This window comes from Salibacterium qingdaonense, from assembly GCF_900114715.1.
Lineage (GTDB): Bacteria > Bacillota > Bacilli > Bacillales > Marinococcaceae > Salibacterium > Salibacterium qingdaonense.
In genome coordinates this window covers 1-14395 of sequence record NZ_FOTY01000002.1, presented here as the reverse complement: position 1 = coordinate 14395, position 14395 = coordinate 1, and the positions used below count along the sequence as shown (strand labels likewise).

Annotated in this window: 17 protein-coding genes; 7 read left to right on the top strand and 10 right to left on the bottom strand. The window is 46.7% G+C overall.

Going from position 1 to position 14395, the window contains the following annotated elements:
- Positions 1 to 206: 206 nt before the first annotated feature.
- Complete coding sequence (locus BM058_RS01655) at positions 207 to 1049, bottom strand: dimethylarginine dimethylaminohydrolase family protein (protein ID WP_177195381.1); 843 nt, start codon at positions 1047 to 1049, stop codon at positions 207 to 209.
- A gap of 147 nt (positions 1050 to 1196) precedes the next feature.
- Here BM058_RS01655 and BM058_RS01650 point away from each other — a divergent pair, with 147 nt between their 5' ends.
- From BM058_RS01650 to BM058_RS01635, 4 genes are all read left to right on the top strand, one after another.
- Positions 1197 to 1493, top strand: a complete 297-nt coding sequence (locus tag BM058_RS01650) for a 4a-hydroxytetrahydrobiopterin dehydratase (protein ID WP_090925303.1) — start codon at positions 1197 to 1199, stop codon at positions 1491 to 1493.
- Between the two features lie 103 nt (positions 1494 to 1596).
- Positions 1597 to 1935 carry a DUF5665 domain-containing protein gene (locus tag BM058_RS01645; protein WP_245736782.1) on the top strand — a complete coding sequence of 113 codons (339 nt, stop codon included), beginning with the start codon at positions 1597 to 1599 and terminating at the stop codon, positions 1933 to 1935.
- Positions 1936 to 1989: 54 nt separating this feature from the next.
- The gene (locus BM058_RS01640) at positions 1990 to 2442 is read left to right on the top strand and encodes a DUF948 domain-containing protein (protein WP_322787866.1); all 453 of its coding nucleotides are present in this window, start codon (positions 1990 to 1992) and stop codon (positions 2440 to 2442) included.
- Positions 2439 to 2723, top strand: coding sequence for a YtxH domain-containing protein (locus BM058_RS01635; protein ID WP_090925300.1), 285 nt, complete (start codon positions 2439 to 2441; stop codon positions 2721 to 2723). Before BM058_RS01640 ends, BM058_RS01635 begins: the two co-directional genes overlap by 4 nt.
- Positions 2724 to 3110: 387 nt before the next feature.
- Here the strand turns inward: BM058_RS01635 and queF are convergent, their stop codons facing one another.
- The 8 genes from queF to BM058_RS01590 all read right to left on the bottom strand — a co-directional run bounded on the left by queF (position 3111) and on the right by BM058_RS01590 (position 10432).
- Positions 3111 to 3602 carry a preQ(1) synthase gene (gene queF / locus BM058_RS01630; RefSeq protein WP_090925299.1) on the bottom strand — a complete coding sequence of 164 codons (492 nt, stop codon included), beginning with the start codon at positions 3600 to 3602 and terminating at the stop codon, positions 3111 to 3113.
- A 3-nt stretch (positions 3603 to 3605) separates the two neighbouring features.
- The gene (gene queE, locus BM058_RS01625) at positions 3606 to 4325 is read right to left on the bottom strand and encodes a 7-carboxy-7-deazaguanine synthase QueE (protein WP_090925298.1); all 720 of its coding nucleotides are present in this window, start codon (positions 4323 to 4325) and stop codon (positions 3606 to 3608) included.
- Entirely contained in the window at positions 4322 to 4771 is a 450-nt protein-coding gene (gene queD, locus BM058_RS01620) for a 6-carboxytetrahydropterin synthase QueD (protein ID WP_090925297.1), read from the bottom strand. Before queD ends, queE begins: the two co-directional genes overlap by 4 nt.
- Positions 4768 to 5439, bottom strand: coding sequence for a 7-cyano-7-deazaguanine synthase QueC (gene queC, locus BM058_RS01615; RefSeq protein WP_090925296.1), 672 nt, complete (start codon positions 5437 to 5439; stop codon positions 4768 to 4770). The genes queD and queC overlap by 4 nt, the downstream gene beginning before the upstream one ends.
- Before the next feature lie 157 nt (positions 5440 to 5596).
- The gene (locus BM058_RS01610; protein ID WP_090925295.1) at positions 5597 to 7435 is read right to left on the bottom strand and encodes a putative bifunctional diguanylate cyclase/phosphodiesterase; all 1839 of its coding nucleotides are present in this window, start codon (positions 7433 to 7435) and stop codon (positions 5597 to 5599) included.
- A 143-nt stretch (positions 7436 to 7578) separates the two neighbouring features.
- Positions 7579 to 8115: a dCTP deaminase gene (gene dcd / locus BM058_RS01605; RefSeq protein ID WP_090925294.1), complete on the bottom strand. Its 537-nt coding sequence runs from the start codon at positions 8113 to 8115 to the stop codon at positions 7579 to 7581.
- An 87-nt stretch (positions 8116 to 8202) separates the two neighbouring features.
- The gene (locus tag BM058_RS01600; RefSeq protein ID WP_090925293.1) at positions 8203 to 9525 is read right to left on the bottom strand and encodes an oligosaccharide flippase family protein; all 1323 of its coding nucleotides are present in this window, start codon (positions 9523 to 9525) and stop codon (positions 8203 to 8205) included.
- A gap of 607 nt (positions 9526 to 10132) precedes the next feature.
- Positions 10133 to 10432, bottom strand: a complete 300-nt coding sequence (locus tag BM058_RS01590; RefSeq protein ID WP_245736781.1) for an IDEAL domain-containing protein — start codon at positions 10430 to 10432, stop codon at positions 10133 to 10135.
- 337 nt (positions 10433 to 10769) lie between these two features.
- Between BM058_RS01590 and BM058_RS01585 the strand changes: the two genes are divergently transcribed.
- Together BM058_RS01585 and BM058_RS01580 are read left to right on the top strand one after the other, a co-directional pair.
- Entirely contained in the window at positions 10770 to 11153 is a 384-nt protein-coding gene (locus BM058_RS01585) for a hypothetical protein (RefSeq protein ID WP_090925291.1), read from the top strand.
- A gap of 145 nt (positions 11154 to 11298) precedes the next feature.
- Positions 11299 to 11952: a potassium channel family protein gene (locus BM058_RS01580; protein WP_090925290.1), complete on the top strand. Its 654-nt coding sequence runs from the start codon at positions 11299 to 11301 to the stop codon at positions 11950 to 11952.
- A 118-nt stretch (positions 11953 to 12070) separates the two neighbouring features.
- Here BM058_RS01580 and hmpA read toward each other — a convergent pair whose 3' ends face one another.
- Positions 12071 to 13306, bottom strand: coding sequence for an NO-inducible flavohemoprotein (gene hmpA, locus BM058_RS01575; protein WP_090925289.1), 1236 nt, complete (start codon positions 13304 to 13306; stop codon positions 12071 to 12073).
- Positions 13307 to 13443: 137 nt separating this feature from the next.
- Between hmpA and BM058_RS01570 the strand changes: the two genes are divergently transcribed.
- Entirely contained in the window at positions 13444 to 13878 is a 435-nt protein-coding gene (locus tag BM058_RS01570; protein WP_090925288.1) for an Rrf2 family transcriptional regulator, read from the top strand.
- Positions 13879 to 14395: the final 517 nt, after the last annotated feature.

Here is a 14395-nt window from a genome sequence, read left to right as displayed (position 1 = left end):
ATCAGCGCTGATTTGGGTTATACCGTGTTCATTGGAACAAATACCTGGAGATTGTGCCGCTCAGGCGGATTCCAAGAGTCCCTTTTTTGTCAGGATGGCCGCATTGTAAAAGATAGCAGAGGGGTAAGATGCACATTTTACCGATACGTGTTCATTGTACACCTTAGAGCCGTCTGCCGTTATCTCTTTAACCATATAGAACATTCTCATATCTCGGTCATCCTCTTGAGAGGGAATGTTACGCAGCGAAATGCGCCCCCGGACTTTATAATTTCTGAAAGGTCGACTTCGATAACGTGAAATCCCCATTGTTTCAAGTGATCGTTCACCCTTTTATTCTTCGGGAGGGCGATAACAGTGTGAGCACCGATTCCAAGCACATTTGCAGCCAGGTGGAACTGTTCGTCCTTCCCTATGGAAATCGTCCGGTAATGCATTCTGATATGACGCAGCGCCTCATCGGTCAATGCCGGTTCATAAATGACAGCCGTGCCTGGAGAAAGGATATTAAATACACAGTCCAGATGCAGATAATGCTTTTTCAGTGGAATGCGGACCAGTTTTTTCTCCGGAAACCAGCTTTCGAGTTCATCCAGCGCGTCCGGGGTCGTCCGGCTGCTTTCTCCAGCAAAGAGCAGGGGGTCATCAACAATAATATCCCCCCCTTCCATGGCTCCTTTTTCCATTTCTTTATAACTCCAGCTATTTGCATCCAGCCATTGTTTCACACTTGCTGTTTCCGGCTCTCTTATTTTTTCCTTCATGTTTCCGATAAGAATTCCTTTGCTTGATGTAAATCCAAGATCCCTTGTAAATACCTGTTCCGGCATATTTTCTTTTGGGTGGAGCAGATGCACACGTACCCCGTGATTTTCAAGGACGGTTCTTAGTTCCTGATGCTGGGCTGCCGCCTTTTCCTGATTAATGTTCTTCATTTTATATCTTTTCTGAGTGTCATTGATAACTTCCACGATTTTCATCTGCTCGGGACTGCACATCAGCACTTCCGTCAGACGTCCGTATTCATTTTCTGCAAATCCATGTTGCATAACTGAATGTTTCTCTCCTTTCCTTCTATACATAAAAGGTTCCCTGTTCTTTTATTTCCTACGCATGGTTTAGTATGCACCTTTGAGGTTTAAGACAGTTTGTTTCAGGGAAGAGTTTTGCTGTGAATATAATGAAGGAGGTGTTCCATGAGTACACTCGACAATGAAGCCATCGAACGCAGACTCAATGAACTGGACGGTTGGAAACGTTCTGATGCGAAGACCATTGAACGGACCTTTTCTTTTGAAGAATTTCTGACAGGTATTTCATTTGTCAACAAAGTAGCGGAATACGCCGAAGAAGTACAGCATCACCCTCATGTTACGATTGACCATACAACCATTACCATCCGGTATTCCACGCACGATCAGGGCGGCATTACTGAAAAAGATATGGATTCCGCCGCAGCCTGCAACCGGATTTTCAGCGAAATAACATCCTAAAGTGTTTTTCTCCGGATTTTTCCGGAGTTTTTTTTCGTTTACGTACAGCAGAAAAGGGGTATGTGAAGATTGGAATTTGTCGAATGTATGAAGGGGGATGAGTATGTCTGAAGAACAGGAGACAAAAAACAGAAAACTTGAAAAACGCAGGGAGCCGCCGGAACGGGATGAAATGAAAAAAATGGAGATGCTGGTGAGTAAACTGGAAGAAATAACAACAAACTCACGGATGAAAGATTTAGCCTATCATTATACGAAAACATCGGAGGTTATTAAAACGAATCTGATTGCCGGTGTCTCACGCGGCGTCGGGTTAACACTTGGCACCGCCCTTTTTCTTGCTTTATTGTTTTTTCTTCTTACCCAGCTGGCGGGAATACCGGTTGTTGGTGAATACATCAGAAATATGCTGGATATTGTTGCAAATCAAAGGGAATCATAAACATAGACTGTGCGTTTCATGATAGAATAGGAAAAAGATACATTAGGAGGGATTATGTTGGATTTAGTAGGAATTAGTGTACTTATTATTGCTATTGCATTTGCCGTACTCGTCATCTTCCTTGCACGCACGCTTCACAATCTTACCAACGTGCTCGGAGGAGTAAATAAAACAGTTGAAAAACTCCCGGATCAGCTTGATGACGTAATGAAAGAAACCGGTGTGGTCATTCATAACAGTAATGAGACGCTCCTTGATTTAAATGAAAAAATGCGCACATTGAATCCGTTATTCTATATTCTCGGGGATGCCGGTGAAGCTTCAAGAAAGTTATCCTCTTCTCTTGTCGATATGACAGATTCCATGAAGAAAAATACGGACGAAGCCAAAGAAAAAGCGGATAACCGGGATTTAGGCGGGCTGTATGGCGGTGCTGCTCTTGTCTACTATCTGTTTCAAAAGCGCAAGGCACTCAAAGGATTTAAAGAAGGCAACGAAACATCATGAGTAAACAGGTACGGTGGATTAGTGCTGCCGCAGGTTTTTTTTCCGCTTTTACCGCTGCGCTTCTGACGGCTCCCCAGAATGGAAAAACAACACGCAGACAAATGGCCGGGCTGTGGGAATGGACAGTCAATGTTCCTTCCAAAGTAAATGCTGCTTACCGCGGCCGCAGGGAAAAAACGTATGAATTCGGCAGAGGGCGGTACAAACAATGGACCGAAGATTTAAATGCTCTGAAAAAAGAAGCAAAGCAGGCCGCTGCCGATGCCGACAAAGAATCATAACCATAAACAACACCCGGATTCCAGGCGGATCCAGGTGTTTGCAGCTGTTTGTTTTAGACACAAAAAAGGGTCTGGGACAAAAGTAAAATAGATGGAGAACAACACGAATGTCTTGCATCGTTGATCAACAGTCTAATGGCAGCGGAGCCAAAATGCTTCGACTCCTGCGGGAACAGCACGAGTCTCAAGACCCCGCAGGAAGCGATTTTCTTCCGAGGAGGCTTGAGCCGTGCCCGCGGAAAGCGAAGCATTTTGGCGCAGCGGTTTGTCTCAGCAACGAAAAATGCCGAACGATTTTTTAAAATCGTTCGGCATTTTTCTATCTTATACAGGTTTTGTCCCAGTCTCTTTTTGACTATTTATTAATCGTATTGCTGCCAGATCCATTTAACGGTTATTAATGTTTTCGGGATACATGTCGTGATACAGCAGTCTCGTCTCTGCCATTTGTTCATATTTTGTGCCGGCGCGCCCGTAATTGGCATACGGATCAATGGAGATTCCTCCGCGCGGAGTGAATCTCCCGAGCACTTCAAGATAGCGAGGATTCATCAGATCGACAAGATCATTAACAATCGTGTTGATGGCATCTTCATGAAATCCGCCGTGGTTGCGGAAACTGAACAAGTACAGCTTCAATGACTTACTCTCCACCATGTGTACATCAGGTATATAACTGATATACAGCGCAGCAAAATCAGGCTGTCCTGTTTTCGGACAAAGTGTTGTAAATTCCGGGCAGTTGAATTTAACGAAGTAATCCCGGTTTGGATGACCGTTTTCAAATGTTTCAAGGAGCGAAGGATCATAATGAAACGTATAGGACGTCTCTTCCTGCCCCAGATGGGAAAGGTTCTCGATATCGTTTCGTTCCGGCATGGATTATACCCCCTGTTTATTTCCCCACAGCAGTGTGTGCAGCTGCGGCAGTACTTTTACATCATTCAGCCGGTTGGCATGCAGTACCTGCTCCACCAGCCACTCATATCGGGTCAAAAGATGAGAGAGCAGCCACTGATCATCGGCTGTACTTAATTCGTCATTTCCCGTCTGCAGAAACATCTCTACTTCCGGGTACCTCTCATGAACATCAGCTGCATAGGAAAGATCGGTGTCATCAAATATAACAACTTTCAGGCTCACCTTTTTTGTATCCCGGTCTTTCAGGCGTCTGATATACGCATCCAGCTGCTCCCAGTTTGTCTTCATGCCGGAACTGGGAGGTTTAGGAGAAATCGTCACATCATCAATTTCTGTCATCCATTCCTGCCAGAAACTCCCCTGGGTTTCCACTGCTGTTTGAATGCCTTTCTCCTGCAGCAGGCGGTTCACTTCACCAAGACCTTCGTGGAGGGCCGGGTTGCCGCCGGAAATGGTAACGTGATTGAAAAAGGATCCTCCTTCCATTTCCAGCCGTTCCACAATATCAGAAGCCTCCAGAAGATCCGGTTTCTGCGAGCCGTCCCATGTGAACGCCGAATCACACCAGGAGCAGCGGTAATCACAACCGCCGGTGCGCAGAAACATCGTTTTCCGGCCGATGACCATCCCTTCCCCCTGAATCGTCGGACCGAATATTTCAAGTACAGGAACCTTCTTCATGACGTGAAATCTCCTTCCTTTGCCCGGTACACAACATAACTTGTCGGCGTTTCCCGGACAATAACCTGGAGACAGCGGGGCTGATTGAAGCGTGTATCCAGTTCTTTCTGGATGCTCTGCCAGATGGTACGCGCGACGACCTCCGTCGTTGGAAACGTTTCTGAATCACTGTCAGGCGTATCAGCAAAAGCATCATCGTCATTGAAAAGCGAATGATCAAAGCGGTCATGAACAAGTTCTTTTATCATTTTAAAATCAACTAAAAATCCGGTATCATCCAGCTCGTCTCCCGCTATCGTCACGTTAATCACGTACGTATGCCCGTGTATATTCGCGCATTTCCCGGCAGCTGCTGCCGGAATAAAATGCGCAGCGGCAAGCTGCATATCCTTATTCAGTTCATAGCGGTAGGTGTGCGGCACCTGTGGATAAAATTGGTGAATCATCCGAGTTCCCGTTCCTTTTCCTGTATATACTGCTCATAGCCGGCCTGACGCAGCTTACAGGCCGGACACTCCCCGCAGCCGCTGCCGCGGATGCCGTGGTAGCATGTCAATGTGTTCTCTTTCACATACGTCAACCTGCCAAGGTTATCAGCAAGTTCCCACGTTTCTTTTTTATCAAGCCACATAAGCGGAGTGTGAAGAACAAACTCTTTGCCCACTGCCAGGTTCAGCGTCACGTTCAATGATTTCACAAATACGTCGCGGCAGTCCGGATAACCGCTGTAGTCTGTTTCACATACGCCGGTCACGACATGTTTTGCGCCTTTTTGCGAAGCAAGGATCGAAGCAAAGGAGAAAAACAGCAGGTTCCGTCCTTCCACAAACGTCGACGGAAGTTCTCCTTCCTCCCCTTCTTTCACTTCCATGTCATCCCGCGTCAGGGCATTCGGAGCAAGCTGATTCAACAAGCTCATGTCGAGCACGTGATGTTCCACATCAAGATCAGCCGCAATGTCCCTGGCCGTTTGTATTTCGTTGTCATGCCGCTGACCGTAATCGAATGTAACAGCTGTTACTTCCTGAAACCTTTCAAGCGCCCAGAACAGGCAGGTCGTACTGTCCTGGCCGCCGCTGAATACGACTACCGCCTTTTCCTCTGCAAAACTCAATTTCCATCCCTCTTTCTATCTAATCCCGGTACCGGGTACCATTCTGTGTTTTGTAACGAACCCATTATAACATTTTCACGCAACCCCGGCTTTTTGTGTGCCTCTGCACACATAAAAACAACGGTCCGGCTTATTAAAGCTCCGGACCGCTTGAAAATTACGCTTCCCTGCTCCACGAAAACTCCTGTATCGTTTTCGGCACGGAAAAATAGTACCCCTGGAAGTAAAAACAATCCATCGCCAGCAGTTCCTGTGCCTGCTCTGCTTTTTCGATTCCTTCGGCTACCACTTTCATATTCAGATTTCCGGCCGCGTGGATAATCGTTTTGACAATCGCAGCGTTCTTCTGTTTTTCATTCATGTCTTCGATGAAAGACCGGTCGATTTTCAATGTGTCGACCGGAAGTTCTTTTAACTGGCTCAATGAACTGTATCCTGTCCCGAAATCATCAAGACTCAGGCGGAACCCGTATTCTTTCAGACGCTTTAGCACAGGCAGCATCCGGTCCGGCTGCATCATCGTACGCTCGGTGATTTCAAGTTCCAGCTGATGCGGCGCAATTTCATAAGCGTGGACAAGGTCAGGGAGCTTTTTGATAAAGCCTGAATGCTCGAGCTGCCTGCTGGAAAGATTCACAGCTGCTGTCCAGTTTCGGTGACGCTTCAGTACAGGACCAGCTTCTCTGCATACTTCCTTCAGCACCCACCATCCCAGTTGATGAATCAATCCGTTCTCTTCAGCCATCGGGATGAACGTGGACGGAGGAATCATTCCGTGGACCGGATGCCTCCATCTAAGAAGCGCTTCCATTCCTTTGATTTCACTCTTATTACCGTAAACAAACGGCTGGTACATGACGAACAGTTCCCCGCGCTCCACTGCAAAATATAAATCATTTTCTAACTCGTATTTTTTTCGGGCTTCCTGTTCGATACCAGGCCGGTAAACCCCGTACCGCTGATTGCTCCGCTCCGCGTGGGAATAAGCAATATCAGCCTGCTGAAGCAGAAGATCTGCTTTCCTGCTTCCATCTTCATCCTGCGTAATACCAGCTGTAAAGGATACAAAAATCTCCCGGCCGTTTATTTTTACCGGCTTTTCAAAGGCGCGGTCCAACGCATGTACAATCTGCTCTGTACTGTTTTTCTCCGGAAGAAGAAGCATCAGAAATTCATGATTGTTCTTACGGGCGAGTGCTTCCTGCTCCCCAATGACAGATTGGAGCTTTGCGGCTGTTGCAGCTGCTGCCCTGTGCTCTGTGTCCACCCCCATTGTTTCACTGATACGGCGGAAATGGTGAAAAGAAATGGCTATGACCATCCGGTTCTGTCTTGTGTCCATTTCCTGAAGGTGTCTTACAAAGAAATCTTTATTCGGCAGTTGTGTTGCTCTATCATAATAAGATAACTCATAGATATTATGTACTGCTTCCTGATAGGCACTCACATCTTTGAAGGCTGCAATAATGACCTGGCTGTCTGAAAACCCTGTTTTGGTGGTTTTCACTCTTACCGGCAGTTCCCGGGCTGAATCGTCTGTAATCTCCCAGTCAAAGGTCAGCTGTTTATTATCCAGTATTCGGTGCTGCTGCAGAAGTGCTTCCTTTTCCCAGGTTCTGCTGGAAAGTTCCTGAAAAGTCAAATAGGGGCGTACTCCCTTTTCACCGAGCCATTCCGACGCCCGTTTGTTCCATTTATGGAAACGAAGCGGGGCGTTTTTTTCCGGCAGGTGCGCAATAAACAGAAAATCCGTGACGTTGTCAAACACCGCTTCATACATAAGGTCTGCTTTTTCTTTATCTTCGCGGTGCCTCTGATTGGCTGCCAGCCGGTTTTGCAGTACGAAGTAAAGAAGCATAGCAGCAGCTCCGACAAACAGACACCCTTTGAGTGTCTGCAGGGCGGTTTCCCCAGGCAGCAGACGATCGCTCATCACAATCCATAACAGTCCTGCTGCAAAATAAAAACCCGTAATAAACAAAGCCTTCTTTCTCATTCTTTACTCCTCTCTGCTGAAAACAGCAGGTTCGTCCTACTCTTTATTTCGGACATATGAAGAAAATTATGAAGGAATTGTATTTTTTTAAGCGTGAAGTGAGATTTCCGCGCACAGAAAACCCCTTTCCGGTGAAGACCAGATCAGTCGGAGTCTTTATCTAAATAAACCTGACTTCCGACCGCTTTCTTTTGTCCCTGGTACTTCCCGTCATAAGGGGATGAAGCTTTCTGATCCATAAATGCAAAAACGAGCTGGGCAATCCGGCGCTGTGCTTTCAGCCGTATGGGAAGCCGGTTGGCATTATACAATTCAAGTGTGATTTCGCCTTCGAAGCCTGGATCCACCCAGCCGGCATTCTGAATAAAAAGCCCCATCCGCCCGATGGAACTCCGGCCTTCCACAAACGCTGTGACGTGATGCGGCAGGCGGATGTATTCTTTTGTTGTCGCGAGCAGAAACGAATGAGGCGGGATAATGACTTCCTCGCTTTCGAATTCTACATAACGTGCTGGTTCATCAAGAGCAATCGCCTCTATCGCATTTTCATCTATTTTAAGAAAGTGGGTTCCTAAACGGATGTCCACGGAAGCCGGCTGAATCTGATGATCATCCACCGGGTCAATCTGCAATGTCTCCTGTTCTATCATCTGCTTTATCGTCTGATCTGATAAGATCACCGGTATGCCCCCTGTTTACATGTCATTCTACTATTCACCAGTATAACGATTTCTGCCGGGAAACGCCATGCACGGTACGGATATTTTTTAGATTTCCCGAAGCTTCCAGCCGATCGGCTCCTGCAGGCGGTGCCGAATGGTTGCTGCATGAAGTCCTGCCAACAGAACAACCCCCGTGTTCATCCCGAGAATAATGCCGTCCATCCGAAGCTCAGGCATGGATCCAAGAACATACATAAGAAGAAAGGATACAGAAGTTGACCAGACTGAATGAACAAACGCATCTGTCACGAGCCCAAGCCCGATAAGAAACGCCTGCATCGGAATAACGAAAAAATGAAAGAAAAAATAAGGGGTCAGGAGCTGTAGATAAACTGATGCGGGAGACTCTTCAAAGAAAAGAGCTGTCAATTCGTCCGCAAAGAAGAAAAACAGACACACTGCCGGCACTGCGTAAATAAGCGTAAAACCAGCCATCCGGCGGAGCATCGTTTCCAGTTGATGAATTTCTTTTTTGGCATACGCTTCAGATACGGCTGGGATAAGAACAAGAAGCAGCGAATGGGCGATAAACGCGGGAAAAAAGCCGATTGTAAATGCCACCCCGGCCAGCTTCCCGTATTGAACGACAGCCATTTCTACCCCCACTCCTGCCTGCACCAGCGCTGCTTTTATCAAAAAAGGTTTCACCGCAAATGAAGCTGCGTGAAAAATTCGAAGCCCCGTAGCCGGCAGGGACACCGACAGTAAAAGACGCAGAACCGATCTTTTTTCAATCGGCTTCCGAGGCTTTTGTTTCATCTGTCTGATGCTGCGAAAACAGGCCGGCAGCAAGTACATACATACCGCAAGCTCTGATGCAATCAGCGTAACCAGACTGAGCAGAATCGCGGCCTCTGTTTCAACATGAAAAAAACGGAATACGATAACAAGAAGCACAAGCTGCGTGACCCGTTGTAATACATTAGCTGCTGCAATCTTCCCCATGTACTTCGCGCCCATAAAATACCCTCTGGCCACAGAGGAAAAAGAAGTGATGGGAACAAGCAGCAAAAGAAGGTAGGAAAGCAGCGGGTGGTAATCATTGAAAACTGGAAGCAGCGGAAAAATGAGTGTACCAACAGCCAGGCAGACAATAGTGAATCCTGATGCAAAGTAAAACGTGTGCTGCAGTATACTGCGGTGATACATTGGATCTTTTTCCGCCGTTGCTTTAGAAAGAGAGGCAGGAAGCTCCAGACCGGCAATGACCGCAAGAAACATAATAACCGGAAGGATCGACATATAAAGCCCCAACCCTGTCTCCCCAAGCTCCCGTGCCAGCACAATATTAATGGTAAATTCCAGACACTCTCCGAGCAGTGCCGCTCCCATCAGCAGCCATATATTTTTCCATAGTACGGAGGACATGACAGACTCTCCTTTTTTCCAGCTTCAATTATTTTATGAGACAAGCCGGAAAAAGAGAACATCCAGCGCGAAAGGTCTTTCCGTTCTTACATGTTACAGTATATTACATTTTTGGATGCGCGGGACCCTGTGTCTGAATCCCCTGTGCTTTTTCAGAATGGAAGAGCGGATTTGAACACTACATACCGGTAAAAGGACGTCCGCACGCCTTGGCTGCCGGGCGGAAACATAGTGTTTTCCTGTATACCAAAAAAAGAGTCTGGGACAAAACCTGTATAAGATAGAAAAATGCCGAACGATTTTAAAAAATCGTTCGGCATTTTTCGTTGCTGAGACAAACCGCTGCGCCAAAATGCTTCGCTTTCACTCCAGAGTACAAGGGCGACATCGGTTCGCTGGGGCTCACCGTGTCTTCTTTGCCGCGGGCACGGCTCAAGCCTCCTCGGAAGAAAACCGCTTCCTGCGGGGTCCCCGAGACTCGTGCTGTTCCCGCAGGAGTCGAAGCATTTTGGCTCCGCTACCATTCGACTGTTGAGCAACGATGCAAGACATTCGTGTTGTCCTCCACCTATTTTACTTTTGTCCCAGATTCCCTTTACTGTACTGTTTACTTCGTTTTAAAATCGAGTTCCAGTTCATATCCCTGTTCGGAAATGACTTTTCCCTCTCTATATTCGCCAATTAACGCATTGTAGTGTGATGTCAGTTCCTGAAACAGTTCCGGATCCCCGGCATCCAGTGCTTCATCAATCAAGCGGCGCAGACGTTCTTCATTAAAATGATACACGGCGTGTTCCATCATCATCTGTGCATACAAAGACTGGAGAACCTGTCTTGACGGTCTTTTTCCATGTTTATCGGATTTTACTTTCTTCATGAAATGCTGTTCATGCGTAGGATGTAACATTTTCGCGGAACCCCCTATCTTTTCCACCGATTTTAAGCCGGCTGGTCGACTGCTGTTCCTGTTTTTTCCACATACATTACGTCTGACTCTGTGTTATTTTATGTGCTTACTGGTAACATACCCACATGTGTTATTCCTCAAACGTTTTTGTATGCGCTTTCTTATAGTATAACGCATCCCCCTGCTCCTTTAAAAGAATCAAATGCCCGGTTCATAAAAAAAATCTTTTTCCCAAACCGGAATGTTTGTCCACTCTAACCAAAAAGAAACACTTGTATAAAGGAACGTACATTCGGTATAATAAACACAAACAAACGTTCTTATCAGGAGGGCTGTCATGCAGATCAAAGAAGAAGAGCATATTACGGTTCACTACTATATTCTGCTTCCTCTTGTCAAAAAAGTGCTCGAAAAGGACAGAGAATTGTTCGTACATGGAGCATTCAAAGTAAAAGATCCGTATCTCGGCGTCATACAGGAGGCGCTGCAGCTGCTTCATCAGGATATGCGCACCATCAAAGCGTATATGCAAAAACACCGAATGAGGGTTCAGTTTGAGCAAAATGACGGGATATTTTCACGCTACTCCTACGTCTGCCGGGGCTACGAAGGAACCAGCAGCTACCTGAACGCCAATTTAAAACGACAGGCCCGACGTTGTATGGATGTTTATTTTTCGAAACGTTCCCCGCTTCATTCAGACTCTATCCTCCATGAGTGAGCTGAAATCACTGGAAGAATATTTCGTTTTATCTACGATTGACAAACGACGGACGCAAAGAGTACATTACAATTATCTTTGCTGCATCGCGTTCGTTACTCTGCCCGTGAAATAATACAGGCAGACGGAGGAGGAGACAGGAACCGTGAAAAAACAATTTGCCATTATCGGATTGGGACGATTCGGCGTCAGTGTGAGCACAGAGCTGCATAAGCTCGGTCACGAAGTACTGGCGGTCGACATTAATGAAACAAAAGTGAATGAGATGGTCAACGATTCCACCTACAGCTCCGTGGCCGACGGCGCCGACGAAAAATCCCTGCGCAGCCTCGGCATTACAAACTTTGACCATGTCATCGTTGCCATCGGAGACAACATCCAGGCAAGCATTCTATGTACACTGCTGTTAAAAGAAATGGGTATTGAATCCGTTTGGGTGAAAGCCCAGAACTATTATCATCATAAAGTACTCGATAAAATCGGCGCAGATAAAATCATCCACCCCGAACATGACATGGGAAACCGGATTGCCCAGCACCTGGTATCGGACAAAGTAATCGACTATATCGAACTCTCCGATGATTTCTCGATTGCAGAAATTGCGGCACCTTCGTTTATGAACCAGAAATCTCTCATTGATCTGGATATCCGGGCTAAATTCGGCGTCACCATTCTCGGGCTTAAACGCGGAAAACAGTTCAATATTTCCCCGCGGGCGGAAGACGAGATACAGGCGAATGATATTCTTATCGTCATCGGCCACAAAAATGACCTGAAACGGTTTGAAGAAAACACGTAAACCCAACCTCTTTTGCTGAAAAAATAATGCAGAAAAACCGGGCCGCCGTGGAAAGCGGACCGGTTTTTTCTTTTCCGGATACGATAAAAACCCCGGGAAACTGGCGTTTTCTTATCTATCACCCGTCCAGGTCGGCAGCAGGACCAAAGAATTCAAAATGTCTGCGCTCAGCAGGAATGTTAAGTTCTTCTTTCAGCATTTTGTTCACCGCCTGTAAAAACGGAATGGGACCGCAGAAATAATAATCCGCCTCTTCGTCCGGGACAATGGAACGAAGCCACTGCGCGTCGAGATGTCCTTCTTTTTGTACATAAACATCGCCATGATCTTCCTCTGTCCACGTATCATAGCAGACATGGTACGATACGTGGTCATGTTCCTCCGCTGCTTTTGAGGTGTGCGCATGCATAGCATGTATAGAGCGGGATCGTGCTGTCTGAATAAAAGTGACAGGCCGGGACGTTTCAGAAACAAGCGTGCGGAACATGCTCATTAACGGAGTCAGACCAACGCCGCCGCTGATGAGAACAACCGGCCGCTCTCCATCCTGAAGCTGGAAATCACCAGCAGGAGCCGTCAGCTCCATCGTATCTCCCTTTTCTACCTGTCGATGCAAAAAGGTCGATACTTTTCCATCAGGCAGCGTATCTGTTCCGTCTTCACGCTTTACGCTGATACGAAGATGATTCTGCCCCGGTGCATCCGACATGGAATACTGCCGCAGATGCAGGTATTTTTCACCGGGAATGTCAGCTTTGACGGTAACATACTGTCCTGGATAAAATGACGGCAGCGTTCCGCCATCCACCGGCTTTAAATAGAAGGACGTAATGACGTCGCTTTCCTTGACTTTCTGTGACACGGTAAAGGTACGAAAACCATCCCATCCGCCTGTCTGAGCAGCTGCCTCCTGATACATCTCCTGCTCCACCGAAATAAACACATCGGCGATCACATTGTAAGCTTCCCCCCACGCTGCAATGATGTCATCCGTTGCTGCTTCTCCCAATACTTCCCTCATGGCAGCCAGAAGATTCTCTCCAACAATTGGATAATGCTCAGGCTTCACCTGCAGACTCCGATGTTTATGGGCAATTTCCCGGACCACCGGAAGTATTGTTTCCAGTTGATCAATATTTTCTGCCGCAGCAAGGACCGTTCCTGCCAGTGCTTCCGGCTGCCTTTTGCTTTCCTGGTTTGTCTGGTTGAAAATATGAAGAAGTTCCGGATGCTGTTCAAACATTCTTTTATAAAAGTGGTTGGTAATTTCTGCTCCTCTTTCCCTCAGTACAGGAGCCGTTGCCTTTACGGTTTCTATGGTGCTCTCTTTAAGTAAGGTCTGATTTGAAGACATCTTTGTTCTCCTCCTTTAAATATGCATATATAATACATATTTAATTGTAGCACAGACAACAAGCAGATGATGTGGCGATTCTGCGAAAATGTGGTACGATTGTAGCAATAACAAGATGAGACATTGGAGAGTTTATCATGCAATTGACGTCATATACCGATTATTCCCTGCGTATGCTGATTTACCTTGCAGCTGTCGACCACCCGAAACTATCAAGCATTAAGCAGATTTCTAATGCCTACCACATATCATATAACCATCTGACAAAGGTGGGACATGAACTATCCAAACTGGGACTGATTGAAACAGTGAAAGGAAGAAACGGGGGGATCCGCCTTGCTAAGAGCCCCGAAGATATTAATATCGGCTGGGTGGTAAGACGGACGGAGGATAACCTCGATCTGGTGGAATGTTTTGATCCGGAAAACAGCATGTGTGTTCTCACCGGCAGCTGCCGGCTGCAGAGCATTCTCCATGAAGCACTCTACGCCTACCTACAGGTTCTGGACCGTTACACCCTGCAGGATGTGACCGTCAATCCGGAGAAGTTGAAAGAACTCCTGCTTTCCTAAAACAAAAAGAAAAATAGCGGAACAGAAGTCCACACATCCTTTTAAAACAGGGAAACGGAAGGAATGAACGGAAAGAATGTCCGCCTGCAGCGCATCCCTCCTTGTTCATCGATTCTTTTGACTGTAAACGGTCTTTTGATACAGCCCCGCCAACAGCCTGATCTGTGGTGGGGTGATCTTTTTTAGTTAAGACAGATTGTAATATCAAGTGCAACACTCTTTAAGTTTTGGGGGAGGCGTCAAGATATCGTGGAATACCGGAGTGAAACGAGGATATGCCGCGAAAGGTCTTGACGGCTTATCTGCTTCCCACCCTTGGAAGCGGCGTTCAAAGCGACGATAGATCGTTTTGAACGGCTTAACCATAAGGGTGGGAAAGGAGAGCCCTCCCCAAAAAAGCAGCTCATGACAGCTTCGTGTAAAATGTTAGTTACCACACAAACAAATCACGGAGGTGCTGTCATGAGCTATCAACACCTTAGCACATTTGAACGCGCACGTATAGAAACCCTGCAGG

Bases quoted from the DNA above. Each gene is read 5' to 3' on its own strand.
- queE (WP_090925298.1), bottom strand. From the start codon at position 4,325: ATGAAGAAGGTTCCTGTACTTGAAATATTCGGTCCGACGATTCAGGGG.
- BM058_RS01640 (WP_322787866.1), top strand. From the start codon at position 1,990: ATGTTGGATTTAGTAGGAATTAGTGTACTTATTATTGCTATTGCATTT.
- BM058_RS01585 (WP_090925291.1), top strand. From the start codon at position 10,770: ATGCAGATCAAAGAAGAAGAGCATATTACGGTTCACTACTATATTCTG.
- BM058_RS01570 (WP_090925288.1), top strand. From the start codon at position 13,444: ATGCAATTGACGTCATATACCGATTATTCCCTGCGTATGCTGATTTAC.
- BM058_RS01600 (WP_090925293.1), bottom strand. From the start codon at position 9,525: ATGTCCTCCGTACTATGGAAAAATATATGGCTGCTGATGGGAGCGGCA.
- queF (WP_090925299.1), bottom strand. From the start codon at position 3,602: ATGCCGGAACGAAACGATATCGAGAACCTTTCCCATCTGGGGCAGGAA.
- BM058_RS01650 (WP_090925303.1), top strand. From the start codon at position 1,197: ATGAGTACACTCGACAATGAAGCCATCGAACGCAGACTCAATGAACTG.
- BM058_RS01590 (WP_245736781.1), bottom strand. From the start codon at position 10,432: ATGTTACATCCTACGCATGAACAGCATTTCATGAAGAAAGTAAAATCC.
- BM058_RS01645 (WP_245736782.1), top strand. From the start codon at position 1,597: ATGTCTGAAGAACAGGAGACAAAAAACAGAAAACTTGAAAAACGCAGG.
- queD (WP_090925297.1), bottom strand. From the start codon at position 4,771: ATGATTCACCAATTTTATCCACAGGTGCCGCACACCTACCGCTATGAA.
- BM058_RS01635 (WP_090925300.1), top strand. From the start codon at position 2,439: ATGAGTAAACAGGTACGGTGGATTAGTGCTGCCGCAGGTTTTTTTTCC.
- BM058_RS01610 (WP_090925295.1), bottom strand. From the start codon at position 7,435: ATGAGAAAGAAGGCTTTGTTTATTACGGGTTTTTATTTTGCAGCAGGA.
- BM058_RS01655 (WP_177195381.1), bottom strand. From the start codon at position 1,049: ATGCAACATGGATTTGCAGAAAATGAATACGGACGTCTGACGGAAGTG.
- hmpA (WP_090925289.1), bottom strand. From the start codon at position 13,306: ATGTCTTCAAATCAGACCTTACTTAAAGAGAGCACCATAGAAACCGTA.